Raw genomic sequence first — 26,999 nt, forward strand, 5'->3', positions numbered from 1 at the left:
GAAACAGCAACGCCCCGGGGAGATCATCCCCGGGGCGCTTGATTGCGGCGGCTCACGCTCTGGAAGGGGCCAACCGTGGTTCTGGTAGGCGCCAACCTTGGTTGGCGCAACGATGCATCACTTCGCGGTACTCAGCAGCAGCACTGCAATAGTGACCAGCGCAATGCCGACCCAGCCGATCGGACGCAGGCGGTTGCCGAACAATAGGCGGCCGCAGGTGGCGGTACCGATCACGCCGATCGCACCCCACATCGCATAGGCGGTAGCCAGGTCCATGTAGCGCACCGCTTGGCCGAGCAGGGCGAAGGCGATCCAGACCATGACGATTGCAGCGACGCCCCAGCGCCAGCGGCGGAAACCTTCCGACTTGGCCACCATCATGTTGGCGGCGACGTCGATCAAGGCCGAACAGATCACGAAAAAAAACGCCAAGGTATTCATCAGTGCGCCTCCCCGAGGGTGACGCAGACGATGCCGACCACTGCCAGCACCAGGCCGGCCAGCTGCTGCAGCGACAGGCTTTCACCAAAGACGGTGAGGCCGACCACAGTGAGCAGGGTCAGGCCGAGGCCTTCCCACACTGCGTAGGCCACGCCCACGGCGATGCGGCGCACCGACTGCGCGAGGAAGAAATAGGACAGCGCCAGCGCGCCGGCCATGATCAGATAGCCGGTCCAGCCGCCATCGCGAGCGGCATGGGCCATGAACGAGGTGCCGACCACTTCGGCGACGATCGCCACGGTCAGGCAGGCCCAGGCGACCAGCGCGCCACGGGCGGGAACAGTACGGGACATGTGAAGCTCCTTGCAGGGCGGGGACCACGCCGCCTCATCAATGGATCCACGCCGAGCGTGGAGGGTCCGGAACGCCCCGCAGACGGGGGCGACGGAAGCAAGTATCATCGCCTTTTACGGTGGTATCAAAATGGATTCCATCGACAGGAGCGATGGATCAATGCCCTACTCCCCTGAATCCCTGCAGGCCTTCGTGGAAGCCGCGGCGCTGGGCTCGTTCTCGGCGGCGGCGCGGCGCCTGCGCAAGACCCAATCGACGGTCAGCACCGCCATCGCCCACCTGGAAGCCGACCTGGGCGTGAGCCTGTTCGACCGCAGCGGGCGCTACCCGCAGCTGACCGAGGCCGGGCGCCAGGTACTTGGGCACGCGCAGGAAATCCTGGCTGCCGATGCCCGCCTGCAGCAGTTGAGCGTACGCCTGGCCGCACCGGTCGAACCGCGCCTGACCGTGGCGTTCTCCGACGTCTACCAACTGGACCCGGAACAACGGGGGCTGCAACGCTTCGCCGAGGCGTTCCCGGAGATCGAGCTGGAATGGCTGGATGCCGAGGGCGAGGACGTGCTGGAACTGGTAAGCAACGGACGCGCCGCGCTGGGTCTGCTGCCACGGCAGGAGCACTATCCGGACGGACTGGTGGCACGTCCGCTGGCGCACCACAGCGAGCTGTCGGTGTATGTGGCGCGCGAGCATCCGCTGGCCAGCGCTGGCCGTCGCGCCGCCGCACAGCTGGCGCGGCATAGACAGGTGCGCTTGAGCGCGGAAGTCGATCAATCCCGCGTGGTCACCGGCCTGGCCTGGACCGCCACCGACTACCTGATGGTGATGGAAATGGCCGAGGACGGCCTCGGCTGGGCCGAACTACCGCGCGCACTGGTACAGCGCTACGACCGCGGGCGGCTGGTGGAACTGGTACTGCCCGGCTGGCCACGGCGCATCCACAGCGACCTGCTGTGGCGCCGCGACGCGCCGCCAGGCCCAGCCGCACTATGGTGGGCCGACGCGCTGGGGTGAAAAGGGGACGGAGGGGATTAAGTCGTTTGTGGCACAAACGACTTAATCCCCTCCGTCCCCTTTTTCAGTTGCCGGCCAGCGGCCGGCACTACCGATCAGCGGTGCGCTAGCGCGTAATCCAGCGCCGAGCACACCGCCGCCACCTGTGCGTCGTTGCACTGCTGCGGGGTCGCGCGCGGGCTGTCTGGGTAGACCTCGGTGGTGGTGGTGTACTTCGCCCCGGTAATGCCGGCGCACAGGCCCAGCTTCACCAGCGGGTACTCGATCACGCCATGCGCCACCACCGGCGAACCGATGATCTCGCCCTTGTCGTCGGCCGGCGCGATGTGAGTAACCTTTTCCACTGCGGCGATCACCGCCTGCTGGAAGGCCGCCTGCGGGGCCTCGCTGTCGTCCACCAGATAGAAGCCATCCGGAATCAGGCCCGGCTCGAACGGCTTGCCGTCGCGCGCCGCCAGCGCCGGGCGGAACTCGCTCTCGTCGCTGTCGGTGGTTTCGTGCAGGTCGATGTGCAGCACGAACTGGCCCTTGATCGGTGTGATCAGCTCGATCAACGCGGTCGACTCACGGGCCGGGCCATCGGCGCGGAAATTGCGGTTCGGGTCGATCGCATCGAAGTTCCAGCGGTTGATGCGCTCGAAGCCCCACGGATTCACGCACGGCGCCACCAGCAGGTTGGCCTTGCCGGCGTAATCGGCCGCGTGCTTTTCGAGAAACTCCAGCGCGCCCATCACGCCGCTGGTCTCGTAGCCGTGCACGCCACCGGTGACCAGCGCGGCCGGCAGCGCCGGGTTCCAGTCGCGGCTGCGCAGGGCGAACAGTGTGTAGGTCTCGCCGGCGTAATCGAGCTGGCCATAGGCCACCTTGTCGAAGCGCAATGCCAGGGCTTCGATGCGCGGCAGCACTTCCTCGTCATAGCGACGCAGGCGCCGCTGGCGGCCACGCCACGCCTCCCGTTCCGCCGCTCCCCACGGCTTGCCAGGGGTTCCGACGGGGTAGAAAGCGGCTTGGGACATGGCAGATCTCAGCGAGTCAGGAAGCAATCACCTACTTTACCATCGGCCCGTCAGCATGAACCGGAGGCGCATTCCATTGGCGAATGGAATCAGCAATAATTCTCATTTACGACCTTCCACAACCCGCACCGATGCCCACCCACGCCCCGCAAACGGCCCGCCTGCCACTGGCTGCCGCCCTCGCCCTGTGCCTGATTCCGGCCGCCAGCGCCTTCGCCCAGGACGGCGCCACCACGCTGGACAGCATCCAGGTTTCCGGCAGCTGGCTGGGCACCGGCCTGCATGACAGCGTCAAGCGCTTCGCCGGCGCACGGACGGTGGTCGACCGCCAGCGCATCGAGGCCAGCGGCGCGGCCAGCATCGGCGATGCCATGCGCCGCATCCCCGGCGTGCAGGTCACCGACAACTCCGGCACCGCCGGCAGTTCGGTCTCGCTGAACATCGGCGTGCGCGGCCTGACCGGGCGCTACTCGCCGCGCTCGACCGTACTGCTGGATGGTGTACCGCTGGCGGTGGCGCCGTATGGCCAGCCGCAGCTGTCGTTCGCACCGACCAGCCTGTCCAACATCGAGTCGATCGACGTGGTGCGTGGCGGCGGCGCGGTGCGCTACGGGCCGCAGAACGTGGGCGGCATCATCAACTTCAGTACCCGCGCCATTCCCACCGGTGCCGGCCTGCACGGTGAGGCCGGCGTGCGCTACACCGCCTACGACCACGGCGGCGGCGACAGCACCCAGTACAACGCCTTCCTCGGCGGCACCGGCGACAACGGCCTGGGCGCGGCCCTGCTGTACTCCGGCCAGGATGGCCGCGGCTGGCGCCAGGGCAGCGATGACCGTTTCAACGACCTCGCGCTGAAGTTCGCGTACGCCATCGACGAACAGCAGGAACTGCGCGCCAAGCTCTCCTACTACGATGTGCGCTCGCTGACCCCGGGTGGCCTGACCCGCGCCCAGTACGAAGCCGACCCGTTCCAGAACACACGCCCCACCGATTTCTGGAAAGGCCACCGCACCGGCATCGACCTGGGCTACACCAATACGCTCTCGGCCAACAGCGAGTTCGAGGTACTGGCCTATTACAACGAAAGCAGCCGTGCCAGCTCGCTGATCAACGCCGCCAATACCCAGCTGACCGTGCAGCCGCGCGACTACCGTGTGCTCGGCATCGAGCCGCGCTACACCCAGCGCCTGCACTGGGGCGCCAGCGTGCACGACATCACCGCCGGCTACCGCTTCCTGCGAGAGCGTGGCAACGACCGCAGCTACACAGTCACCCGCCGCACCGGCGCGGCCAGTGCCACCACCCGCTTCGACAACGCCACCGACGCACACGCCTTCTACATCGACGACCGCATCGCGATCGGCCAGTGGCGGATCACCCCGGGCGTGCGCATGGAGTGGATCGACATGGACCGCCGCCAGGCGGGTGGCGCGGCGACCTTCAGCAGCCGCAACGACAAGGCCCTGCCCTCGATCAACGTCGCCTACCTGCTGACTCCGCAGCTGACCGTGTTCGGCAACTACACCACCTCGTTCGGGCCGGTGCAGAACATCCAGCTGAACTCACAGACCGCCAGCAACCCGCTGAATCCGGAAATCGCCAAGACCACCGAACTCGGTGCGCGCTGGCAGGACGGTGCACTGCGCGCGGAAGTGACCGTGTTCAAGATGCGCTTCGACAACCAGATCCTGCAGGTGCCAGGCATCACCCCGCCGACCTTCCAGAACATCGGCGCCACCGACCACAAGGGCGTGGAAAGCGCGCTGGAGTACCGCTTCGCCGAAGACAGCGCACTGGCCGGTCTGGAGCTGTACGCCAACTACACCTGGACCAAGGCGATCCAGCAGTCCGGCGACAACCGTGGCCTGGACGTGCCGTTCTACTCGCGCGACACCGACAGCGTCGGCGCACGCTATGCACTGGCCGGCTGGACCTTCAATGTCTCCAGCACCCACCAGAGCGGCCAGTTCTCCGACGCCGCCAACACCTGGGCCGAGAGCGCCGATGCGCGCGTGGGCCGCGTGCCGGGCGTACGCCTGTGGAACGCGCAGGTGGCCTGGCAGGTGCCGGGACTGGGTGACAGCGAGATCGCGCTGGGCGTGAACAACCTGGCCGACAAGCGCTGGTATACCCGCAACGTCGATGGCAACGCCGGCCGCATGGTGGCTGCGCCGCGCACCTTCTACGTGCAGGGCCGCTACCGCTTCTGACGCAGTAACCGCCCGATGCAGTGACGGCGGCGATCACGGTGGCGGCGTATCATGCCGCCACCATGTCACTGCCTGTTTCGCCATCGCGCCTGCATGCGGCCTTCCAGGGCCTGCGCCTGCGGCTGCGCGGCAGTGACTTGTGGTTCATTGCGCTTGCCCTGCTGGTCGGCCTGATCGCCGGCTACCTGACCTTGCTGCAGTCCGGCATCGCACGCTGGCTGCAGGGCACTCTGTACGGGCTGGACGACGGCATGCGCCTGAGCTCCCTGCCCTCGCTGACCTGGACCGCGCTGCTGGTGCTGCCGCTCGGTGGCCTGCTGGTCGGGCTGGTCAGCCTGGCTGCGACCCGGCTCAAGCGGCCCCTGCTCGATGCGGTGGAAGCCAACGCCCTGCATGGCGGCCGCATGTCGATGCGCGACAACCTGATCGTGCTGACCCAGACCCTGCTGTCCAACGGCTGTGGCGCCTCGGTCGGACTGGAAGCGTCGTACACGCAGATGGGCGCGGGCAGCGGCTCGCAGCTGGGCCGGGTGATGCGCCTGCGCCGCAACGATGTGCGCATCCTGGTCGGCGCCGGTGCCGCCGGTGCCATCGCCGCCGCCTTCGGTGCACCGCTGGCTGGTGCGTTCTACGCCTTCGAGATCGTCATCGGCGCCTACACCCCGGCCGCGCTGGCCCCGGTGGCGGTCGCTGCATTGGCTGGCGCATTCGTGGCCGACCAGGCCGGCATCGAGGCCTACCTGCTGCCGGCCGCCTCGACGATTGATGTCCGCGCCGCCGACTACGCCATCTACGGTCTGCTCGGCTGCTGCTGCGCGATGGTCGGCATCGCGGTGATGCGGTTGATCGCCTCGATCGAAGGCACGGTCAAGCGCAGCCCGTTGCCACTGTGGGGCCGGCCGGTGGTGGGCGGCCTGCTGCTGATTCCGCTGGCACTGGCCAGCCCACAGGTGCTGTCGTCCGGCCATGGCGCGCTGCACCTGGACCTGACCACGCATCTGCCACTGATCTGGATCGGCGGCCTGCTGACCCTGAAGTGCCTGGCCTCGGGCATCTCGCTGGGCTTCGGCTTCCGCGGTGGCCTGTTCTTCGCCTCGTTGTTCATGGGCACCCTGGTCGGTGCCCTGTTCGCCGGCCTGCTGGCGATGGCCACCGGCGTGCCGGTGATCGACGCCACCTCGGCCGCACTGGCCGGGATGGCAGCGCTGGCCGCTGCGGTGGTCGGCGCACCGATGACCATGGCCATGCTGGTGCTGGAAGGCACCCACGACTTCCTGCTGACCAGCGTGGTGATGAGTGCGGTGCTGGTCTCCAGCACGCTCGTGCGGCAGTGGTTCGGCTATTCGTTCTCGACCTGGCGCATGCACCTGCGCGGCGAGACCATCAAGAGCGCCCGCGACGTGGGCTGGGTGCAGAACCTCAACGCCGGCCGGTTGATGCGCAAGGGCGTGGCCACCGCGCCGGCCGACCTCGACGCCTCCGCCTTCCGCCAGCGCTTCCCGCTGGGCTCGGGCAGCCGCGTGATCCTGATCGACAGCGAAGGCCATTACGCCGGCATCGTGCAGATTCCGCACGTCTACGGCGACGGCGTGAAGCCCGAAACCACGATCGGCGAACTGGCGGAAAACCGCGACGTGTCACTGCTGCCAAGCGCGGACGTGGTCACCGTGATGCAGCGCTTCGACCACACCCAGGCCGACGAACTGGCCGTGGTCGCCGCCGACGGCCAGGTGCTGGGCGTGGTCTCCGAAGCCTTCGTACGCAAGAGCTACGCCGAGGAACTGGACAAGCGCCAGCGCGAACTGATGGGCGAGCGCGTCGAGGACACCGACTGACCCCGCAAAAAAGGGGACGGAGGGGATTAAGTCGTTTCTGGCCCCTCGAAATCCACGCATGGCGTGGATCTACTGTCACCTCGACCGGGTAGACTCCGGCCATGCGCTTCATTGAAACCTTCCAGGCCGGTCCCTTCGCCGACACCGTGGTCAGCCTGCTGGCCGCCTTCGTGCTGGGCACGCTGATCGGCGCCGAGCGCCAGTACCGCCAACGCACCGCCGGCCTGCGCACCAACGTGCTGGTGGCGGTCGGCGCCGCTGCCTTCGTCGACCTGGGCATGCGCATCGCCGGCAGCGCCGAGGCGGTGCGGGTGATCTCCTACGTGGTCTCCGGCGTCGGCTTCCTCGGTGCCGGCGTGATCATGAAGGAAGGCATGAACGTGCGCGGGCTGAACACCGCCGCCACGTTGTGGTGCTCGGCGGCGGTCGGCAGCTGTACCGGCGCGGACATGCTGGCCGAGGGCGTGCTGCTGACGGTCTTGATCATCGCCGGCAACACCCTGCTGCGGCCGCTGGTGAATGCGATCAACCGCATCCCGATCAACGAGACGGCCACCGAGGCCACCTACGAGGTGCGCCTGAGTGTGGATGCCGAAGCGGTGCCACGTGTACGCGAACGCCTGGTCGATGCGCTGGAAGCGGCGCAGTATCCGGTCGGTGATGTGCAGGTGGTCGAGCATGCCGACGCGCCCACCGATGTGATCGCGGTGCTGGTCAGTACCGCCGTGAGTGCCGATGAGCTGGACGTGGTGCTGGCGCGGATGGAGCATGTGCCTGGCGTGCTGCATGCCACCTGGGAAATCAGTACCCGCGATTGATTCATCCACGCATGGCGTGGATCTACCGAGGTCGTGGTGCAGTAGATCCACGCCATGCGTGGATGCGCTTCTCTCACCCACCCGCCATGCGCTGCTGGGCCCTCAACAACTTGCGGAACGAACCGCACTGGCGCGCGTCCTGTGCTTCCGGGCAGGCCGCCGCGCGCTGTAGATGACGGCGCACCCGCTGCAGCTGGGAGATCTGCTGCTGCAACACATCGGCCTGTGCCAGCAGGGCTTCGCGATCCAGCGTAATGCATCCGTGCTGAGGCGGCAGCGACAACCCGATCTGCTGCAGCGACAACCCGGCCGACCGGCCAAGGCCGATCAACGCCAGGCGCTCCAGCACCTGCTCGTCGTACTGCCGGCGCAGGCCGCGACGGCCCAGCGACTGCAACAACCCGAGCTGCTCGTAGTAACGCAGGGTCGAGGCCGGCACGCCGCTGCGCTTCACCACCTCGCCGATATCCAGTTCACGCATGGGCTTGACCTCAAGTCGCCTTCAAGCATCAACCTATGGGCAACTTCCCGGCAGGACAAGGCCATGGCCAGTACATCCCCCGTTGATCAGAATGCGCTCTGGAATGGCCCTGGCGGCCAGATCTGGGTCGCCCAGCAGGCCATCCTCGACGGTCTGTTCCAGCCGATGGCCGACCTGCTGGTGGCCGAGCTTCCGCAAACCGTCACGCAACTGCTCGATATCGGCTGTGGCACCGGCGCCAGCCTGCTGGCATCAGCCGCCGCTCGCCCGGCGACACACAGCACCGGCCTGGACATCTCCGCGCCGATGCTGGCACTGGCCCGCCAGCGCGCCGAGGCGGCCGGACTGGACGCGGACTTCATCGTGGCCGATGCGCAGCAGCATCCGCTGCCCTCCGCGCACTTCGACTGGATCCAGTCGCGGCTGGGTGTGATGTTCTTCGAGGATACCGAGGCCGCCTTCGCCAACCTGCATCGTGCTGCAACGCCAGGCGCTGGGCTGCGTTTCATCGCCTGGCGCAGTGCCGACGAGAACCCGTTCATGACCACGGCCGAACGCGCGATCGGCGATGCACTTGAGCTTCCGCCGCGGGTGCCAGGAGCACCCGGCCAGTTCGCCTTTGCCGATGGCCAGCGCGTGCAGCGCCTGTTGCAGGCCGCCGGCTGGAAGGATGTGGAGTTGGTCGCGGTAGACCTGCCGTGCTCGATCGCCCGCGATGAACTGCCGACCTATGTCGGCCAGCTGGGCCCGTTGGGCTTGGCGCTGCGGAACCTGCCCGAAGACCGCGCCGACGCACTTCGAAACAAGGCGCTGGCCGCGTTCGCGCCCTTCATCGAAGGCGACCGTGTGCGCGTCGATGCCGCCTGTTGGCTGGTCCGCGCCCGCGCCTGATACAAAAAAGGGGACGGAGGGGATTAAGTCGTTTCCGGCACAGCCGGGGCAAGAACGACTTAATCCCCTCCGTCCCCTTTTTCTACTACAGCGCCTCGCCGGCGTCCGCCAGGCGCGATTCAATCAGCGCATACCACTGCTGCAGCACGTCGATCAGCATGTCCAGCTCGGCGTCGGTGCGCTGTGCGCGCCCACTGCGCAGGCAGGCCTGCGCTTCCTGCAGCTGGGCGAGGAAGCCGGCCACGGTATCGGCCTGCAGGATCAACCCCGGCAGGCGCCGCCCGGGAATGCGCACCACCGCATGATTGCCGAGCTGGCCGTACACACTCAGTGTGGTTTCCGTCTTCATGGAAAGAGGCAGGAATTGGGCGTTCATCGCGTGCACCATGGAAAACCTGAGCCGCCGGCAGGCGTGGACAACGGGGGAGACGTGGCCACGTCCTGCCGACGGTCAGGGGGGACTCGAGATACCGGGGCGTGGCCCCGGTGCGGGACTCTCAGCGCGGCTGGGCCATTCCGGCGATCTGCACGCGCCGGTTCGGCGCCAGGCAGGCGATCAGCTCGCGACGGTTGCGCTGCTCGCACTGCACGATCGGCTCGGCCGCGCCGCGTCCTTCGGCACTGATGCTGGCTGCAGGCACGCCGCCCTGCACCAGCGCGCTGCGCACGGCCTCGGCACGTCGCTGCGACAGGGCCTGGTTGTAGCTGGCACTGCCGATACGGTCGGTATACCCGGTCACCCGGATTGACTGCACCTGACTGGCCTCGCGCACCTGCGCCAGCACGCCCTGCACGGCCTGCTGGCCTTCGGCACTGAGCACCGCGCTGTCGAAACCGAACAGCGCATCGGCGGACAGGCGCAACGGCTGCTCCGGCAACGGCGCCGGTGCAGGCGGGGCCGGCGGCCGCGGCGGGTCCAGCACCGCCGCACATGATTCAGGCTTCCAGTAGCCACCCTGGGCGATGCCCTTGCTGTCGAATCGCACCTGGAACTGGCAGGTGAAGTACTCCGCGCCCTGCGCAGTGCGGAAGTTGAACAGGTAGTTCCACTCGCGCACGCCCCACATGCCCTCGTTGAAATGCGGCGTGCCCAGCAGCGTGTACAGCTGGCGCTTGCTCATGCCCGGCGCGAAGCGGCGCAGGTCGGCGACGTCGGGATAGATGCCTTCCTTCAGCGAGGCCTTCGAGGCCTCCGGGAACTGCACGGCGGTGGTTTCGGCAGGACCTTCGGCGGCCGGCGCATGGCTGCGGCAGGCGGCCAGCAGGCCCATTCCCAGGACCAGGCCCAGCACTGCGGCCATCTGGCCGGTGCGGGCGATGCGATGCTGTTTCATGTCATTCCCCCTTTGGACGTTTCCGCGATGCCGGGCCGCGCGTGCGGCCCGGCGGCGGGGATCACCACTGGATGCCGGCACCGACGGCCACACCGGCCTCGCCACGGCTGTTGGTGGAGCCGCTGAACTTGTAGATCCAGCGCCCTCCTTCGGAGACACCGGAGATACCAACCGCCACGCCCGACTCGCCGTTGTAGCTGCCGGCGGCGACCGAGGCCATGCTGCGGCCCGCTTCGCTGGGCTGCGGCAGTGCTGCGGTGGCCATTGCCGAGGCGATACCGGCCGAGGCGCGGTTGTCGGTCTTGCGCAGGTCGCGCTCGAAGCCACCCATGCGCTCGTCGGTGTAGGCCTTCGACCAGTCCAGGGTCTGCGCCATGCCCGACTTCAGCTGGTCGACGTTGACTGCGTCGGTACCGGCGGTGCCGGCGGCGACGTTACGCACCGTGGTCGGGCCGCTGTTGGTGCTGCCCAGCGTGACACTGTTGTAGTTGGTCGCGCCGTTCACCGTGGTGTCGTAACGGATCGTACCCTGCTGCGAGGCCTGCAGCTGGCGTACGTTGACCGCGTCGGTCGCCTGCGAACCGTCGGCCACGTTGACCACCTGGCGTTCGGCACCGGCGGCACCCACTGAGACCGTGTTGGCCCGGTTCGCCACCGAACCCGCACCCAGCGCCACCGAGTTGTCGGCCTGCGCCTGCGAGCCATTGCCCAGCGCGGTCGAGTTGGCACCGGCGGCGGTGGAGCCTGCGCCACCTGCGGCCGAGTTTGCACCGCTGGCGGACGGATCGGCCAGGTTGTTGGTGTTGTTGGCGCGGAAGCTGCCGGCCACGTTGGTGATGTTCTGGATCTTCTGGTCGGTGTACTTCTTCGATTCGTCGATGGCGTAGTTCACGCCGTTCTTCAGCTGACCGACATTGGTTGCGTCGTACGTATCGGAACCGTCGGCGACATGGGTGATCTTGCGCTCGCTGCCGGTGCTGCCGACCGAAACCTCACCGGCCGAGTTGCTGGCGCCGGTCTGGCCATAGGCGCCGGTGTAGCCGCTCTGCGCACCGACGCTGGCCACCGACCCGGCACCCAGGGCGACGCTGTTGCCGGCACTGGCGCTGGCTCCGTTGCCGACCGCCACGCTGTTGGCACCGGCCGCACTGGCCTGCGGGCCGACCGCCACCGCTTCCGCACCGGCAGCCGTTGCAGGCGCTGCGGTCGAGTTCACTGCCAGGTAGGCACTGCCACCGCTGTTGTTGGTGATGCGTTGGTTGAGGACCTTCAGCGAGCCGTCCACCGCAGTGAAGGCGGCGGTGACATTGTTGTAGTCGCCGCTGGTAAAGGTGCCGTCGGTGGCGATGCTGGAGATGCTGAACTTCGGCGCGGTCCACACGTTGGTGGTGCCGTTGTACGCGGTGGTGCCACCGAAGTAGTTGGCGATGGTGCTGTTCGTGCTGAACAGCTGGTCGCCGGTGATGGCATCACTGCTGCCGGCCAGGATGCTGCCGGCGGCGACGTTGGTGATCTTCACCGCGCCGGTGCCGGTACCCGTCAGCGTCACGCTGTTGAGCACGTTGCCACTGCCATCGACGTCGTACTTCACGGCCAGCTTGTCGATCTCCCCGGTCTGGTCGGCGACGTTGGCCAGCGAGTTGCTGACCGCATCGAAGGCGGTACCGACGTCGTTGTAGCTGCCCTTGGTCACGGTGCCGTTGGCGGCGACGTTGTTGATCGAGTAGGTCGGTGCGGTCAGCACGCCGCTGGCGTTGACCGCCGCGCCACCACCGAGGTGGGTGGCCACGGCCTGGTTGGCCGCAAACAGCTGGGCACCGTTGATGGCCTCGCTGCTGGTGGCACTGACCTGGCCCGGGCCGAGATTACGCAGCGTGGTGGCCGTGCCGGTCTGGCCCAGCGTGGCACTGGCGTAGTTGACGCTGCCATCGCCATTGAGGTCATAGCGCAGTGCCCCCTGTTCCGACGCCTGCAGCTGGCCGACATTGACCGCATCGGTGGCGGCGGTACCCGCAGCCAGGTTGGTGACCTGACGCTCGGCACCGGCGGCACCGATGGACACGCTGTTGGCACGGTCAGCCAGGCTGCCGGCACCCACCGCGATGCTGTTGGCGGCGGTGGCGCGGGCGTTGGTACCGACCGCGATCGAGTCGGCGCCGCTGGCCAGTGCCTCGGTACCGGTCGAGTTCACCCGCAGATACTTGGTGCCACCGTTGCGGATGTCGGTGATCTGCGTGTTGAGATTGACCAGCGAACCATCGACCGCGGCGAAGGCATCGGTGGCGTTCTCATACAGACCCTTGGCGATCGCACCGCCGGTGGAGATGGTGCTGATCTCGAACAGTGGTGCGGTGAAGGCACCGCTGGCCGGATCGAAGGCTGCGCGACCGCCGAAGAAGCTGGCGATTGCCGCATTGGTCGCCGCCAACTGGCCGCCATTGACCGCTTCCAGGCTGCCGGCGGTGACCGCACCGCCGGCCAGGTTGCCGATGGTGGTAGTGCCGGTGCCCGCACCGAGCGTGACGCGGCGATAGTTCGGATTGCCGGCACCGTCCAGATCGTAGGTCACCGCAGCGGCCGCCACATCATCGATCAGGCTGATGGCACCCTTCAGCTGGGCCACGTTGACCGCATCGGTATTGACACTACCGGCGGCCACGTTGGTGATCTGGCGCTCACCGCCACCGGCGGTACCCACCGACACTTCACCGGCCGAGACCTGCGGCGCAGTGAGGCCATAGGCGCTGTAGCTGGCCTGGGCGCCGCGCAGCGCGGCCGAGCGGTAGCCCAGTGCGACCGAGTTGGCCTGGTTCGACGTCGCCTCGGCACCGAGCAGGGTCTGCCCGTTGGCCGTGCCCACCGCACTGTCGCCGACGATCACCGAATGGCCCATGCGTGCGGCGTAGTCCGCGGTCGGCACACCGGTCGGGTTGCTCGGATCATTGGTGCCGGCGCCCGGGAAGGCGACGTTGGCATCGACCTTCGGCAGCTCGTGGCGGGCATTGGCGCCGATCACCACTTCCTTCGAACCGTTGGCAAAGGCGCCGTCACCCATCAGCACCTGGTAGTCCTGCGCCGCATTGACTGCCCAGCAGGAGATGTCGGCGAGGACGATATCCAGGCACTTGGCCGCCCATGCCGGCGAATCCTTCGGCAGCAGCAGCCCGAGCAGGCCGCCGGGATTGCCGTTGTTGATGTTGTAGATGTAGCTGTCGGAGGTGACACCGCCGATCAGGGTCAGGTGCGAGCTGCCGCCGGTGACGGCGCCGCCCAGGCCATTGAGGGTGCTGCCGACCGGCGACAGGTTGACCACCGGCAGGCCCAGCACATTGACCGTCGAGTAGGTCTGCATCACGTTGGCGTTGCTGAGCTTGAGGTTGCCGTTGCTCAGGTAGCCGTTGCCACCGAACAGGCTGGTGGTGGTCGGGCCGATCAGCTGCCCGACATTGCCGACCAGGCCACCGGTGCCGATGATCAGGCCCGCGTTCGGATCGGCCGGAGCCGGCGCCTTCGGGCTGGTCGGCGGGATCGCCGAGGGCTTGGTCAGGCCGAGACCGCCGAGGGTGCCGCCGACCAGGCCGCCTACGGCACTGCCGAGATTGCCGATGGTGCCGTTGAGGTTGCCATTGAGCAGGTTGCCGACGGCGCCGCCGACATTGCCAAGCGTATCGCCCAGCAGGCCACCGAGGCCGCCGGTGCTGCCACCTGTAGCGCCATTGAGTACACCGCCGACGGTGCTGCCCACCGCACCCACTGTATTGTTGAGCGTGCCGCCCACGGCGCCACCAACTGCACCCACCGTGCCAGCCGCACCATTGAGTGCGCCGCCGACGGTGCTGCCGACCGAACCGACCGTGCCGTTGAGCGCACCACCCACAGTGCCGCCGACTGCACCCACCGTGCCAACCGCACCATTGAGTGCGCCGCCGACGGTGCTGCCGACCGAACCGACCGTGCCGTTGAGTGCACCACCCACAGTGCCGCCGACTGCACCAACCGTGCCAACGGCGCCATTGAGCGTGCTGCCCACTGCTCCGCCCACCGCACCAACCGTGTTGCCGACGGTGCCATCAAGCACGCCACCCACGGCGCCACCTGCCGCGCCGACAACGCCGCCCACCAGGCCACCCACGCCCAGTGCGCTGTTCTGCGCTGCCACAGTCGCTTGGCCGGCCAGCTTCAGATTGCGGTCGGCCACGACTTCCTGGCCATCGGGCGCCTGCACGCGCACTTTGCCGGCAACACCGGTATCGAAAGCTGCGGTGATCGCACGATCATGGGTCTCGCCCGGCAGCTCCTCCTTTGCCGGCAACGTGACCGCCGCCGTCGCCTTGACCTGCCCCTGACCATCGATCTGGTGGCCCGCCAGCTTCAGCTGCGAATCCACCTTGCCGTCAACGGACGCCTTGAGGCCGGACAGCGAGCCAGCGGATGCGCCAGCAACAGCGGCGGCCGCCTTGGCACCGGTATCGATCGAGGCCACCTGGGCACCGGCGATGCCAACCCTGGCCTTCGCCTGCGCATCCGCAGCCACACCGAGCGGCGCATGCGCGGACGGCGCAACGTTGGCCGCCAGCGAGGCATCCATCTTCGCCACATTGGACGCTGCGTGCCCCAGCCCGACATTGGCGCGAACATCGGCGGCCAGTGCAGGAACCGCGACCTGCTTCGGCGCGGCGTTCGCCGCCAGCTTCACCTGTACGGTAGCCGGCAGCACGTCGCGCACGATCGGCAGCGAGGTCGTACTCAGCTGCAGGCCCACACGCGCGTCCGCGCTGATCGCCGGACTGCTTTGCGCCTGGCGCGATGCCGCGGCCAGCGCGACTTCTGCGTCGACCTTGACCGGCATCGGCTGCGCGTACTTCGCGGCCAGTGCCTGCAGATCACGCAGCGACTGATTGGATTCGGATGCTCCTGCATGCCCGCTGGCCAGCGCACACAGCAGGGCCAGGGCCAGTGCGGTCGGCATCAGCAGGACACTGCGCGGATCGCGGGCGGCGCTGCCGCCGCTATCGCCGGTGGCCAGTTCCGAAGCCACAACCAGAGCATTGAGCTGGCGGTTCCATACACGCCGGTAGATGCGGTTCATGAGCATTTCCCCCGTAGGCGAACAACTGGAATGTCAGTGGACTTGCCGTTAGGCAGGTGACTGACATTTCAGCGTTTGCAACGGCGGCTGCGCACTTCATTCCGGCACGGCAATCGCGCATTCCGGCAAATCCACGGTCGGAATCGGCAGCCAGTTATGCAGAAGCGGCAACCATATCGGCAAGCGGATATGCAATTCCGGCAGGAACCGCCGGGAAACCCTTATGGGGCCTGGATCAGGCGGGCTGGCCGATCTGCGCGGGTGCGCGCATCAGCGTGTCACGCGGCAGTTCACCGAAGACCTTGCGGTAGTTGTCGGCGAAACGCGAAAGGTCCCACAGGCCACAACTGAGGGCGATGGCCTTGACCGAACGGCGGCTGGAATCGGCCATCGACAGGCTGCGGCAGGCTGCGCACAGGCGCAGCATCGACAGGTAACGATTGGGCGACGTACCGAACAGGTCCTCGAACGCGTAGCGCAACCCACGCTCACTGACACCGGCAGCGTCGCAGATCTCATTCATGTAGATATTGCGGCGCAGGTTGAGGCGCATGAAGTTTTCCGCCCGCTGTGCGATCAGATAATGCGTGCGCCGCGCACGGCTGCAACCTGGGCGTTCAGCGGAACCCGCACCCAGCAGTGCCTGCACGTGTTCGTGCAGCAGCCGCTCGGTTTCTTCCGGCTGCAGGCCCGTGCCCTGGCCCAGCTGCAGGTGCAGCTGCTGGTAATGCTGTGCCAGCGGGGCGGCCTCGCTGGCGAGATTGAACAGTGAAAGCGCCTGTCCGGCCGGCGGCGTGCTGCGCAGGCTCAATTCGGTCAGCTTGCGTTGCACCCGTGCCACCGGCACCAGCATCAGGGTCATATGCGTGCCCGGGCTCAGGGTGAACTCGCTGATGCCCTCGGGCATCACGGTCAGCGCCATCCCAGGGGAAAGCGGTACGCCATGGCACCAGCTCAGGGTTTCATCGGTCGCATGCAGATACCCCAGCATCGCCCAGTCCGGCGGCAGCATGAAACGTCCACGGCAATGGAATCCACAGCTGATGCTGCAGAACAACGCCTCCTCGTGCACGCGTGACGCGAAGGCCGCCCGCGGCCCATTGCCATCGAGCAGAAGCAGTTCGACATCACATACACGAAGCACGCCGCTCAGCGTCGCCAGGTCGATCGACCGCAGGCCGCTGTCGTCGCTGTCTCCTACCCCACCATCGACCATGACAGTGTCGTCCCCCCGATTATCCGCCGTGCGGTACGGCCCCCACTGCCTGACAGGGCGCGCACCTCTCATGGAATCTCTTCCATCACCGGGATGCGCGCCGCCAAGGTGCGCACCCCAAAAGAAACGCGAGTACTTGAATGCGAGTATGCCCGATAATTCAACGGGGTAAACATCTGCACCGCGTTGAATAAGATGGATACAGAGGTGAAAATCAGAATGTCGCGTTTGGCACAGTTTTCGCATGCGACCTGAAGCCTGCCTCACATTATCTGCACGTCGATGAATCGTTGTGCGGGCGAACGGATTTCCGTCACAGAACCCGGCTTGAAAATTAAGGAGCAATGGGATTCTGCCGAATTTGCATATAGGTTCCGGTTGCAGCCGGCCGCCATTCAGGCAAAGTCGATAACACGGTGATCCGGTCTTTGATAATGACCGCACCCAGGGGGACAGCATGACCATGCACGTATCGCTCGACACGTCGACCACCGGCCCCGCGCCGCGCGGTCGCGGTTGCGCGAACGGCGTCCCGCCTGGAAACGATCACCCTGCTTGAGCACAGCGGGTCCATCCCGCCGTGCCTCCTCCGCCAGGACGTGCGGAGGTCCACGGACGATCCCGGCGGAGCCGGGCCACCGCCCACCAGGTGTCCTGTAGCAGACAGGTAGAGGGAGACAAACGTCATGAACGCATCGATCCGCAAGTTCCTGAAGGAAGAAGATGGCGTCACTGCACTCGAGTACGGCCTGCTGGCGGCTGTGATTGCGGGTGTCCTGATCGCACTGGGCAGCACGCAGATCAAGGATTTCTTCGAAACGCTCTTTGAGAATCTCACCAAGCTTGCCGACAAGGCATCGGGCAACACGCCGGCCTGAGCCGCGTCCCAGGCTGATCAGGGACAGCAACTGCTGAGCGTCCACTGACGGACAATGGAGGGTGCGATGACACTGCTGGGATTGCTGGCCATCGGTGTGTGCCTGCGGATCGCGATCAGCGATCTGTACGCCCGTCGGGTGCCCAACGCCTGGCTGCTGTCCGCATGCACGATCACCGTTGTCGTGCTCATCGCCGGACAGTTCAACGCGCCGCGCCTGCCGTGGGCTTCCCACGTTGCCGGCGCGGCGCTCGGCCTGGTCGCATTGCTGCCTTTCCATGCAGTGCGCTGGATGGGCGCCGGTGATGTCAAATTCTTTTCGGTACTGGGATTGATGCTGGGCTGGCAGGCACTGCTGCCGATCTGGATCGCGGCCAGCCTGGCAGCGGGCGCACATGCCGCACTGGTGCTGGTATCGCGACGGTTGGGCCCAGTACTGCCCATCGGCCTTCAAACCCATATGCTTCGGGCAAGTTCGCAATGGCATTCGCACCCGGCGCTGCGCGGGATGCAGAGCGCCCGCCAGGGACGCCAAGGCATTCCCTACGCCGCCTACCTGGCGGTATCCGCCATCGCCTGGGTCCTGATCAGCACGTACGGAGGCGTGGCATGAACATCCACAACCGACGCCGGCAACGTGGCGCGGCCAGCATCGAGTTCGCGCTGATGTTGATGCTGGGCCTGCTGCCGCTGCTGCTGTTCACATTCTCCGGCGTAATGATCATGGCGGCCCAGCAGACGTTGGCAACCGCCTCGGCCGAGGGTGCACGTGCATCGCTGCGCTATGGCAGCGCCAACGAACGCCGTACCGCCGCCTGCGTTGCGGCGCGTAGTTCGATGCAGTGGCTGCTGAACTTCTCGGGTCAGCCGGTCGACTGCAGCAATGGCGGAAACAACGCCATTCTGGTCTCCGCGCAGGCCCCCTGCGCCGGACTGGCCAGCGCCCAGTGCATGACCGTGACGGTCAGCTACGACTACGCAAGCCATCCCTTCCTGCCCGGCACCGCCACGCTTTACAAGTGGGTGATGCGGGCTCCCATCCGCAGCGTCGCGGTCGCTCAGCTCGACCTCGGCAGCGGCAACTGACGTTCGGTACAGGAGACGGTTCCATGCTCAAGTTGACCCGCATTGCTGCCGTCGCCCTGATCGGGCTGGCCGTGCTGCTGGCGGTGATCGCCTTGATGATCGGGCGCAAGCCGGCCGCACCGGCCACGGTTGCCCCGGTAGCGCAGAGCGAAGCCCAGACGATCACCGTGGTGGAAGCGGTGGCGCGACTGCCGGCCGGCGAACCGATCTCTGCCAACGGATTGCGTCTCGCACAGCGCAGCGCCCCGGTTGCCGGTGCCGCCACCAGCATTTCCGCCGTGGTCGGAAAGGTGCCGGTGCAGGACATCGCCGAAGGCACGGCGATCAGCAGCAATGCACTCGCGCAGGGATTCTCGCTGCAGCTGCGCCCCGGGGAACGCGCACTGGCGGTCCCGGTCGACGAGCTGGTGGGGGCCGGCAACCGCATCCTGCCCGGTGATTTCGTCGACGTGTTCCTCAACCTGCGCACTGCCCAATCCACTGCCGGCGGCCCGGCCGACGCAGCACAGACGCGCCTGCTGCTGTCGCGCCTGCGCGTGCTCAGCTATGGCCAACAGGACATCGCCCCGGCCAACCATGACGCTGTTTCCAGCAACGAGGCCGATGGCCGCAACGATCCACGCGCCGCCGACATCACCGGAAGCAGCAGCACCCAGAGCACGGGCAGCGGGACCGCCCAGCCGGCACGCAGCGCGGTACTGGCGGTGCCGGTGGCCGATGCCAACCGGCTGCTGCTGGGTGCACAGCAGGGCAAGCTGTTCCTCGCCCTGCGCAACCCTGCCGATTCCGGCCAGCCCGATCTGGCGCTGTTCCCGCAGGCACGCGGGGTGATTGATCCACTGCGTGGCCTGGATGCGGAACAGCAGCTTGCGCTGCAGCGGCCAGAGAATCACGCCTTCGCCGGCATCGACGGCGATGCATTGGCCGGCCGCAGCAACGCGCCCGCGCGCAGCACCCAGGATGCCCCGGCACGCGTACCCGCACCACGCCGCAGCGCCCCACGCGCATCGGGCATCGAAATCATCCGAGGTGACAGCTCCACCCCCCGTGGTTCCCTTTGACCTGCATCGAGCGCATCCATGACCGAACGTCGCCGCAGTCCACGCCCTTCCCCCCGCCAGCGCTGGCTGGCCCTGCTGCTGGTGCTGCTGGCACCGGCGACAAGCGTGGCCGCCGACGACCTGGTGCTGCAGGCGCGTGAGCAGCGCCCCTGGACGCTGCCGGGCGATCTGGAGCGGGTCGCCATTGCCGATCCGGGCGTGGCCGATATCGTGATGCTGCGCGGCCAGCGCCAGGCCCTGCTGGTCGGCAAGGCGCCGGGCACCACCACGCTCCTGCTCTGGCACCGCAAGCAGACCGAACCACAGCGCCTGCAGGTGCGGGTACAAAGTGCGGTGCAGGGTGCCGCCGACGCCGGCGCGAACGGGCTGGTATTCACCCAGCAGGACAATCAGGGCCTGCTGCAGGGAAGCACCGAGAGCGTGCTGTCGCACATGCAGGCGCAGAAGACTGCCGCCATGGCCCTGGGCAAGGATGGCCTGCTTGCCGACGCATCCACAGTGAGCAGCGGCGGCGTGGTCCAGGTCGAAGTCAAGGTGGTCGAGTTCAACAAGACCGCACTGAAGCAGATCGGCATCAGCTTCCAGAACCGCAATGGCAACTTCGCCTACGGCTTCGCCCGCCCGGGCGGCCAGCTGCCGGGCAATACCGGCATCCTGCCCGGCATGAAGGAAGGCAACTCCGGCAACGAAGCCGAATCGCCCATTTCTTCGGCCTTCCGCCTGGTGTTCGGCTCGACCAAGGGCCTGTGGAATGCCGACGTCGACCTGCTGCAGAGCAATGGCATGGCGCGTGTGCTGGCCGAGCCGACACTGGTCGCGCTGTCCGGGCAGAGCGCCAGTTTCCTGGCCGGCGGCGAGCTGCCGATCCTGGAACCGCAGGGGCTGGGCACCACCACCATCACCTACAAGCCCTTCGGCATCGGCCTGACCGTGACACCGACGGTACTGGCACCGAACCGCATCGCCCTCAAAGTCGCACCGGAAGCCAGCGACCTGGACTACAGCAACGCCATCGCGCTCAACGGCGTGCAGATTCCCTCCATCACCACCCGCCGCGCCGACACCACGGTCGAACTGGGCGATGGCGAGAGCTTCGTGATCGGTGGCCTGGTCAGTTCCAACGTGGTTTCCAGCGTCGGCAAGATCCCGCTGCTGGGTGACCTGCCGATCATCGGCTCGTTCTTCCGCAACTTCGACTACAAGCGCCAGGACAAGGAACTGGTGATCATCGTCACGCCACGCCTGGTGAAGCCGCTGGCACGCAACACCGAGCTGCCGCTGCCCGGCGACCGCGAGGCCAAGCCGCACATGCCCGAATGGGGCGCCTGGCTGCTGGGTCCGATCAGCCAGGACCCGGTGCCCGGCTTCTCACGCTGATTCCATGATGCCTGCGATACCACGCCCATGCCCTACGCCACTGCCCAGCCGCTGCATCCGCAAGGACCGCCGATGAACCTGGTCCTGTACGGAATGGATCGCGAACTGCTGCCCCGGCTGGCGGCGAAACTGCCGCCAACCACCACCCTGCACTGGCAGGACAGCAGCACGCCGACCTCCGCCCAGGACCTGCAACGCGGGCCGCAGAGCCTTGTGCTGCTCGACTTCCGCCCGGAACATGCGGCCGCCTCCAGCGTGCTGGCGCAGCAACTGCAGCAGACCGAGCCGGATCTGGCATTGGTTGCAGTCGGTGCCACCAGTGCCGGCCAGGTGGAAGGCGTTGTCATCGCATTGCGGGCGGGCCTGCGTGATGTGCTGGACCTGGACAGCGACAACGTCGGCATCGAGGCCGCGCTGCGTCGCGCCCTGTCACCACGACCGGCCGCCGCCGCGCAGCAGGCGCACAAGGCCCGCCTGATCGTCCTGCTGGGCGTGCGCGCCGGGGTCGGCACCAGTACGCTGGCCGCGCATCTTGCGGTGCTGGCACAGCAGACCCGTGCACTGGCACAGGGCGAGGCACTGCAGCAGGATGGCCTGCTGATGGAGCTGGCCCAGCCTTCGGGCGACCTCGCCCTGTACCTCAACCTGGACAGCCGCTTCCACTACGAAGACGCGCTGCGCAACGCCAGCCGCATCGACGCCACCCTCGCCCGTACGGCCATGGCCCGTCACGATTCCGGACTGGTGCTGCTGGACCGCGCCAGCGGCAGCGATGCGGTACCGCCGTCCGATCCGGGTGCGCTGCTGCAGCGCCTGCGCACCGTGTTCGCCAGCGTGCTGTGTGATGCCGGTGGCTGCCCGCTGCGACAGCTGCCGCCGCTGCTGCTGGACCAGGCCGACGAGATCTGGCTGGTCACCGATGCCTCCATTGCCACGCTGGTGTCGCTCGACCAGGCACTGAAGCATCTTGCCGGGCAGCGCGAACGCGAGAAGCGCCTGCAGCTGGTGATCAACCGCCACGATGACAGCAGCGGCATGAGCCCGGAGCAGATCGCGCGCCGCTTCGAGGTTCCCCTGCTGGCCACGCTTCCCGAACGACCGCGCGTGCGCCTGGCTGCCAGCCAGGGTCACCTGCTGCTGCAGGATGCGCCGCGCGACCCCTACCTGCGTGCCCTCGCTCCGCTGGTTTCGCGCCTGGATCCGGCTGCCTGCCCGGTCCAGGCGCAGGGCCTGCGGGAAAGACTCTCCCTTGCCCTGGGTGGATCGCAATGGAAGACAAGGTAACCCCGTTCCCGCATGCCGTTGCCCGGCCGGTGCTGCCCGAAAGCTCGCCGGGCCATCAGCCGTTCGCGCAGACCGAGCAGTACCAGAAGGTGCTGTCGGCCGCGCATGAGCACCTGCTCAACAGCATCGAGGACGAGCGCATCGACATCGATTCCTGGGCCCCCGACACCATCGCCCGCTGGGTGCAGGTGCAGACGGTGGGCTTCATCCAGGAGTGGCGCATCCCGATCAACGAAGAGGAGATGCAGGTGGTTGCCGACGGCCTGGTCAAGGAGCTGACCGGCTTCGGCCCGCTGGACGACCTGCTGCACGACCCGTCCATCGAAGACATCCTGATCAACGGTTTCAAGGATGTGCACGTGTCCCAGGGCGGCCAGCTCAAGCGGGCCACCCAGCGCTTCACCGACGATACGCATCTGCTGCGCATCCTGCGCCGCATCCTCGCCCCGCTTGGGCGCCGCCTGGATGACTCCAATCCGATGGTCGATGCGCGCCTGCCCAACGGCGGCCGTCTCAACGCGATCATCTCGCCACTGGCGGTGGATGGACCGATGGTGTCCATCCGCAAGTTCCGCAAGGACCCGTTCACCCCCGATGAACTGCTGGCCAAGGGCACCTTCGATGCGCCGATGCAGGCCTTGCTGAAGGCGATGGTACTGGGGCGCTGCAACATCCTGGTGTCCGGCGGAACCAGCTCGGGCAAGACCTCGCTGCTGAACGCCCTGGCCAGCTACGTCCCCGCGAACGAGCGCGTGATCACCGTCGAAGACACCGCCGAGCTCTCGCTCAACCACCCGCATGTAGTTCGCCTGGAAAGCCGTATCGGCGGCGCCGAAGGCCACGGTGCGGTCAGCATCCGCGATCTGGTCCGCAACAGCCTGCGCATGCGCCCCGACCGCATCGTCGTCGGCGAGGTACGCGGTGCCGAGGTGCTGGAAATGCTGCAGGCGATGAACACCGGCCACGACGGCTCGATGGCCACCATCCACGCCAATTCGCCCCGCGACTGCCTGTACCGGATCGAGATGCTGGCCGGCTTTGCCGGCTTCCAGGGCAGCGAGGACAGCCTGCGCCGGCAGATTGCCAGTGCCATCGACTTCATCGTGCAGATCTCGCGCCTGGGCAGCGGGCGCCGCGTGCTGGTCTCGATCACCGAGATCACCGGGGTCAGCGACAACCTGATCACCACCCAGGAAATGTTCCGCCACGAGCTGCAGATCGACGGCAACGGCAAAGAGATCGATCGCTGGGTCGGGCTGGGCTTCCATCCGCACTCGCACAAGCTGGAGCCGTTCCGCCAGCAGCTGCGCGAATCGCTCTACGGAGACTTCTGAGCATGGGAACCGGCGCGCTGCTGGGCATGCTGAGCATCATCGCGGTGCTGCTGGCGCTGGCAGCCTGGCTGTGGGGCACGGCCAGCAGCCGTGAGCAGCGCCAGGTTTCAATGCGGCACGCCGAGCAGCAGCTTTCGCGCGGAAGCGCCACGGGCGGAGCACCCGCCGGGCCGTCCGTCACCGCTGCCAACGACCCGGCGCGGCCCGCCAGCGCCGGGCGCCGCGTGCTGCCGCTGGATGGCCTGCTGCAGCGCGCAGGGCTGCCGACCGGCTGGAAAATTCCCATCATGCTGCTGGTACCGGGGCTGGTACTGTCGGTGGTGGCGATGCTGCGGCTGGGCACCGCATGGATGTTTCCGCTGACCCTGCTGCTGTACCTGCTTGGCTGCTGGCTGTGGGTGATGCGGCGGACCACGAAGCTGCGTGCGCAACTGCTGCATCAGCTGCCGGACTTCCTCGACAACCTGGTGCGGCTGACCGCACTGGGCAACAGCCTGCAGGCCGCGTTCCAGGTTGCGTCGATGCAGACGAGCGCGCCGTTGCGCGGGCTGCTGGACACCACGGTGCGCTTTGCACGCAGCGGCATGGAGCTGGACCGTGCACTCGCACAGGCCTCGCATCCCTATCGCATGGATGTGCTGAAGGTGTTGTCGGTGGTGATCGGTGTCAGCGTGCGCATCGGCGGGCGCTCCGACCAGATCCTGCAGCGCATGGGCGATTTCATGCGCGATCTGGAACAGGCCCAGCAGGAGCTTGCAGCGACCACCTCGGAGACGCGGATGTCAGCGTGGGTGCTAGGCCTGTTGCCACCGGCCTGCGCGGTATTGATGGCGATCACCAGCCCGGACTTCTTCCAGCCGGTGCTGCACGATCCGCTCGGCCACAAGATCCTGCTGCTTGCACTGGGCATGGAACTTGTCGGTGGCTTCCTGCTGTATCGCTTGGCCAAGTCGCTATGAACCCCCTTCGCCCCGCCGGAGACAACCGATGAGCGCCAGCGCCTGGTTCGCCCTCTCCCTGCTCGTGCTGGCCGCCGGTATCGCCCTGCTCGGTATCGGCGGCTGGGTACGCAGCCATCGTGAGCAACGTACAACGGCCACCTTGAAGACCGCCCTGCAGCCGCGCGAGGCGTCCCGTGACACCGAGCCTGCGCGGCACGATTCGCTGGGCTGGCTGGAACGCTTCGGCCGTGCCCTCAGCGGCGGCCGGCTGGAAACGGCGTTGCTGGCCAATGAAGACCGGCTGCTGTTGGATCTGGCCGGGTGGAACACCCGCCGCGGTACGGCCATCTACCTCGGCCTGCGCCTGCTGCTGGCCGTGCTGGTGCTGGTACTGGTGCTGACATTCAGCAGCGTCACCGGGCTGGCCAGGATAATGGTGATCATCGGCGCCCTCGCCGCCGGCCTGCTGCTGCCCAAGTTCGTTCTCTCCTCCTGGGTGAAACGGCGCCGACGAGCGGTCGACAACGAGCTGCCGCTGCTGATCGACCTGCTGCGTCTGCTGCAAGGCGTGGGCTTCAGCATGGACCAGAGCCTGCAGACGCTCGGCGACAAGCTGCGCGATGCATTGCCGGTCCTCGGCGGCGAGCTGCAGGAGGCCAACATCGCCTATACCCACGGCCGCACGCGCGCACAATCCCTGCGCCGGCTGAGCGAGGTCTATGCCGACGATGACCTGACCAGCCTGATGCAGCTGATCCTGCAGGTGCACGCCCATGGCGGCGCGGTGCAGGAGCCCCTGCGGCAGTTCAGCGTCCGCCTGCGCGAACAGCGTCGCAACACGCTGAAGGAAAAGGTCGGCAAGCTCTCGGTGAAGATGACCGTGGTGATGATGCTGACCCTGCTGCCAGCGTTGATGCTGGTCCTTGCCGGTCCGGCGCTGGTCGCGCTGGCCACCACCATGTCCAAGATGGGGTCCCCCTGATGCCTGCCCTGCGCACTTCCTGCCTGATTGTTGCCCTGGCTGCCGTTGCCGGCGCCAGCGGCTGTGCATCGACCACGCCGAAGTACCTGCGCGCGCCCAGCCTGGCCGCGCCCGAACCGGCACCGCAGGACAGCCGCAATGCCTACCTGGAGCTGATCGAGCGCATGCAGCAGCAAGGCGCATGGTATGCCTCGCTCGCCCACGTCGACGCCTTCCGCCAGCGCTACGGCGATCCGCCGGCGTTGCGCCTGCTGCAGGCCGACGCGCTGCGCGAGACCGGCCAGGCCGATGCCGCGGTCACCCTGTACCGCGATCTTTCCAGTGGCCCCCAGGCCGCCGCGGCCGCCCATGGCCTGGGCCTGATTGCCGCGCGCCGCGACGACGACGCCGGCAGTGAGCAGGCGTTGGCGCGGGCGACCGAACTGCAGCCATTGAATACAAGTTATCTCGGCGACCTGGGCTATGCGCGGCTGCGCGCCGGGCAGTTCGAGCGCGCGCGCGAACCCCTGGCCAAGGCGCTGGAGCTGTCGCCGGGCAATGCCAAGGCCACCGCCAACCTCGCCCTCTGGGCGGTACTGCGGGGCGACACCGCCACTGCCGAACGCCTCGCCCAGCAAGCGAACCTCAACGACGAGACCCGGCTCAGCATCCAGCAACAGGCGGCGCAGATCCGTACCCGCCTGCAGCAGCGCCAGGCCGCAGCGGCAGCCGCCGCAGTCGTGCCGGCCACTGCCCGTGCTCTCGTCAGCGATGCCGCCGGCAACCCGCCCGGCGCCACGCGACTGGCGGCGGAACCGCGCCGCGACAGCCGCGATGAACGCGATCCGCAGCGCCTGCCGCCCTCGATGCTGGAACGCTTCAGCGCCTCCGACCACCCGAACGGGAACACACCATGACCGCGACGCCCCTGACCCGACGCCTGCTGCCCGTTCTGATCTGCCTGCTGCCAGCCGCCGCCGTGCAGGCGCAGCAACAGCCGCTGACCGGGCAGATGCTTGGCGGCAGCACGCCGGCTGCGTCGTCTTCGCAGCCGCTGCAGTCCGAGTCACTGCCCACCGTGGACCTGGCGGCCCCGCCAGCACCGGTGCCGCAGGCGGCGCCTGCAGCAGTGGCCAACACCGACGGCAGCACTGCAGCCCCGCGGCCCGGCCGCAGCCAGATCGGCGATACCACGCGCAACCTGTTCCGCCTGCAGGCATCGGGGCAACAAGCCGGACAGCACCTGCCGATCCTCGGCGACCAGGCGACGCTGAGCTACGCCCGCTACATGAAGAGTTTCGAACACGAGATCCCGGACTTCTTTGAAGCCGATGTCGCCAAGTCCAAGGGATCATCCTCATCCGGACGCTGAGGTAGGC

Annotated in this window: 24 protein-coding genes; 16 read left to right on the forward strand and 8 right to left on the reverse strand. The window is 67.4% G+C overall.

What is annotated here, in order from left to right; all coding sequences use genetic code 11:
* Positions 1-117: 117 nt before the first annotated feature.
* Both ACZK13_RS12335 and ACZK13_RS12340 read right to left on the reverse strand, forming a co-directional pair.
* Positions 118-441 carry a DMT family transporter gene (locus tag ACZK13_RS12335; RefSeq protein WP_125894389.1) on the reverse strand — a complete coding sequence of 108 codons (324 nt, stop codon included), beginning with the start codon at positions 439-441 and terminating at the stop codon, positions 118-120.
* Positions 441-794 carry an SMR family transporter gene (locus ACZK13_RS12340; RefSeq protein WP_010485170.1) on the reverse strand — a complete coding sequence of 118 codons (354 nt, stop codon included), beginning with the start codon at positions 792-794 and terminating at the stop codon, positions 441-443. Before ACZK13_RS12340 ends, ACZK13_RS12335 begins: the two co-directional genes overlap by 1 nt.
* A 160-nt stretch (positions 795-954) precedes the next feature.
* On the opposite strand from ACZK13_RS12340, the gene ACZK13_RS12345 reads away from it, so the two are divergent.
* The gene (locus tag ACZK13_RS12345) at positions 955-1,806 is read left to right on the forward strand and encodes a LysR family transcriptional regulator (RefSeq protein ID WP_253143724.1); all 852 of its coding nucleotides are present in this window, start codon (positions 955-957) and stop codon (positions 1,804-1,806) included.
* 95 nt (positions 1,807-1,901) lie between these two features.
* Here the strand turns inward: ACZK13_RS12345 and ACZK13_RS12350 are convergent, their stop codons facing one another.
* A complete protein-coding gene (locus ACZK13_RS12350; protein ID WP_253143723.1) occupies positions 1,902-2,822 on the reverse strand; it encodes a M14 family metallopeptidase in 921 nt (306 codons plus the stop codon).
* Between the two features lie 131 nt (positions 2,823-2,953).
* On the opposite strand from ACZK13_RS12350, the gene ACZK13_RS12355 reads away from it, so the two are divergent.
* The 3 genes from ACZK13_RS12355 to ACZK13_RS12365 all read left to right on the forward strand — a co-directional run bounded on the left by ACZK13_RS12355 (position 2,954) and on the right by ACZK13_RS12365 (position 7,688).
* Positions 2,954-5,035, forward strand: a complete 2,082-nt coding sequence (locus ACZK13_RS12355) for a TonB-dependent receptor family protein (protein ID WP_253143722.1) — start codon at positions 2,954-2,956, stop codon at positions 5,033-5,035.
* Positions 5,036-5,097: 62 nt separating this feature from the next.
* Positions 5,098-6,870 carry a chloride channel protein gene (locus tag ACZK13_RS12360; RefSeq protein WP_478481726.1) on the forward strand — a complete coding sequence of 591 codons (1,773 nt, stop codon included), beginning with the start codon at positions 5,098-5,100 and terminating at the stop codon, positions 6,868-6,870.
* A gap of 101 nt (positions 6,871-6,971) precedes the next feature.
* Positions 6,972-7,688: an MgtC/SapB family protein gene (locus ACZK13_RS12365; RefSeq protein WP_012511332.1), complete on the forward strand. Its 717-nt coding sequence runs from the start codon at positions 6,972-6,974 to the stop codon at positions 7,686-7,688.
* Between the two features lie 73 nt (positions 7,689-7,761).
* On the opposite strand, the gene ACZK13_RS12370 is transcribed toward ACZK13_RS12365, so the two are convergent.
* A complete protein-coding gene (locus ACZK13_RS12370; RefSeq protein WP_125894379.1) occupies positions 7,762-8,169 on the reverse strand; it encodes a MerR family transcriptional regulator in 408 nt (135 codons plus the stop codon).
* A 63-nt stretch (positions 8,170-8,232) separates the two neighbouring features.
* Between ACZK13_RS12370 and ACZK13_RS12375 the strand changes: the two genes are divergently transcribed.
* On the forward strand, positions 8,233-9,060 hold the full coding sequence (locus ACZK13_RS12375; protein WP_180844364.1) for a class I SAM-dependent methyltransferase: 828 nt from the start codon (positions 8,233-8,235) through the stop codon (positions 9,058-9,060).
* Positions 9,061-9,145: 85 nt separating this feature from the next.
* Here ACZK13_RS12375 and ACZK13_RS12380 read toward each other — a convergent pair whose 3' ends face one another.
* The 4 genes from ACZK13_RS12380 to ACZK13_RS12395 form a co-directional block, all read right to left on the reverse strand.
* The gene (locus tag ACZK13_RS12380; RefSeq protein WP_019659952.1) at positions 9,146-9,436 is read right to left on the reverse strand and encodes a DUF6959 family protein; all 291 of its coding nucleotides are present in this window, start codon (positions 9,434-9,436) and stop codon (positions 9,146-9,148) included.
* Between the two features lie 121 nt (positions 9,437-9,557).
* Positions 9,558-10,394, reverse strand: a complete 837-nt coding sequence (locus ACZK13_RS12385) for an OmpA family protein (RefSeq protein WP_125894375.1) — start codon at positions 10,392-10,394, stop codon at positions 9,558-9,560.
* Between the two features lie 61 nt (positions 10,395-10,455).
* The gene (locus tag ACZK13_RS12390; protein ID WP_253143720.1) at positions 10,456-15,483 is read right to left on the reverse strand and encodes a YadA-like family protein; all 5,028 of its coding nucleotides are present in this window, start codon (positions 15,481-15,483) and stop codon (positions 10,456-10,458) included.
* A 235-nt stretch (positions 15,484-15,718) separates the two neighbouring features.
* On the reverse strand, positions 15,719-16,699 hold the full coding sequence (locus ACZK13_RS12395) for an AraC family transcriptional regulator (protein ID WP_253143719.1): 981 nt from the start codon (positions 16,697-16,699) through the stop codon (positions 15,719-15,721).
* A gap of 686 nt (positions 16,700-17,385) precedes the next feature.
* Between ACZK13_RS12395 and ACZK13_RS12400 the strand changes: the two genes are divergently transcribed.
* The 11 genes from ACZK13_RS12400 to ACZK13_RS12450 all read left to right on the forward strand — a co-directional run bounded on the left by ACZK13_RS12400 (position 17,386) and on the right by ACZK13_RS12450 (position 26,992).
* On the forward strand, positions 17,386-17,577 hold the full coding sequence (locus ACZK13_RS12400; protein ID WP_019337868.1) for a Flp family type IVb pilin: 192 nt from the start codon (positions 17,386-17,388) through the stop codon (positions 17,575-17,577).
* 66 nt (positions 17,578-17,643) lie between these two features.
* The gene (locus tag ACZK13_RS12405) at positions 17,644-18,189 is read left to right on the forward strand and encodes an A24 family peptidase (RefSeq protein WP_478481728.1); all 546 of its coding nucleotides are present in this window, start codon (positions 17,644-17,646) and stop codon (positions 18,187-18,189) included.
* Positions 18,186-18,662 (forward strand): TadE/TadG family type IV pilus assembly protein, encoded by a 477-nt coding sequence (locus ACZK13_RS12410; RefSeq protein WP_049398481.1) that lies wholly within the window; start codon positions 18,186-18,188, stop codon positions 18,660-18,662. The genes ACZK13_RS12405 and ACZK13_RS12410 overlap by 4 nt, the downstream gene beginning before the upstream one ends.
* A 23-nt stretch (positions 18,663-18,685) precedes the next feature.
* Positions 18,686-19,723 carry a Flp pilus assembly protein CpaB gene (cpaB, locus tag ACZK13_RS12415; protein WP_478481730.1) on the forward strand — a complete coding sequence of 346 codons (1,038 nt, stop codon included), beginning with the start codon at positions 18,686-18,688 and terminating at the stop codon, positions 19,721-19,723.
* Positions 19,724-19,741: 18 nt separating this feature from the next.
* On the forward strand, positions 19,742-21,100 hold the full coding sequence (locus ACZK13_RS12420; RefSeq protein WP_201116484.1) for a type II and III secretion system protein family protein: 1,359 nt from the start codon (positions 19,742-19,744) through the stop codon (positions 21,098-21,100).
* A gap of 27 nt (positions 21,101-21,127) precedes the next feature.
* On the forward strand, positions 21,128-22,384 hold the full coding sequence (locus ACZK13_RS12425; RefSeq protein WP_317618055.1) for a CpaE/TadZ family protein: 1,257 nt from the start codon (positions 21,128-21,130) through the stop codon (positions 22,382-22,384).
* On the forward strand, positions 22,369-23,718 hold the full coding sequence (locus ACZK13_RS12430) for a TadA family conjugal transfer-associated ATPase (RefSeq protein ID WP_049398477.1): 1,350 nt from the start codon (positions 22,369-22,371) through the stop codon (positions 23,716-23,718). The genes ACZK13_RS12425 and ACZK13_RS12430 overlap by 16 nt, the downstream gene beginning before the upstream one ends.
* 2 nt (positions 23,719-23,720) lie before the next feature.
* Positions 23,721-24,677 carry a type II secretion system F family protein gene (locus ACZK13_RS12435; RefSeq protein ID WP_346485484.1) on the forward strand — a complete coding sequence of 319 codons (957 nt, stop codon included), beginning with the start codon at positions 23,721-23,723 and terminating at the stop codon, positions 24,675-24,677.
* 28 nt (positions 24,678-24,705) lie between these two features.
* Entirely contained in the window at positions 24,706-25,641 is a 936-nt protein-coding gene (locus ACZK13_RS12440; protein ID WP_346485482.1) for a type II secretion system F family protein, read from the forward strand.
* Positions 25,641-26,537, forward strand: a complete 897-nt coding sequence (locus ACZK13_RS12445; protein ID WP_478481733.1) for a tetratricopeptide repeat protein — start codon at positions 25,641-25,643, stop codon at positions 26,535-26,537. The genes ACZK13_RS12440 and ACZK13_RS12445 overlap by 1 nt, the downstream gene beginning before the upstream one ends.
* Positions 26,534-26,992, forward strand: coding sequence for a DUF3613 domain-containing protein (locus ACZK13_RS12450; RefSeq protein WP_346485479.1), 459 nt, complete (start codon positions 26,534-26,536; stop codon positions 26,990-26,992). Before ACZK13_RS12445 ends, ACZK13_RS12450 begins: the two co-directional genes overlap by 4 nt.
* Positions 26,993-26,999 lie beyond the last annotated feature (7 nt).

Source organism: Stenotrophomonas sp. 99219_Sma (assembly GCF_056480785.1).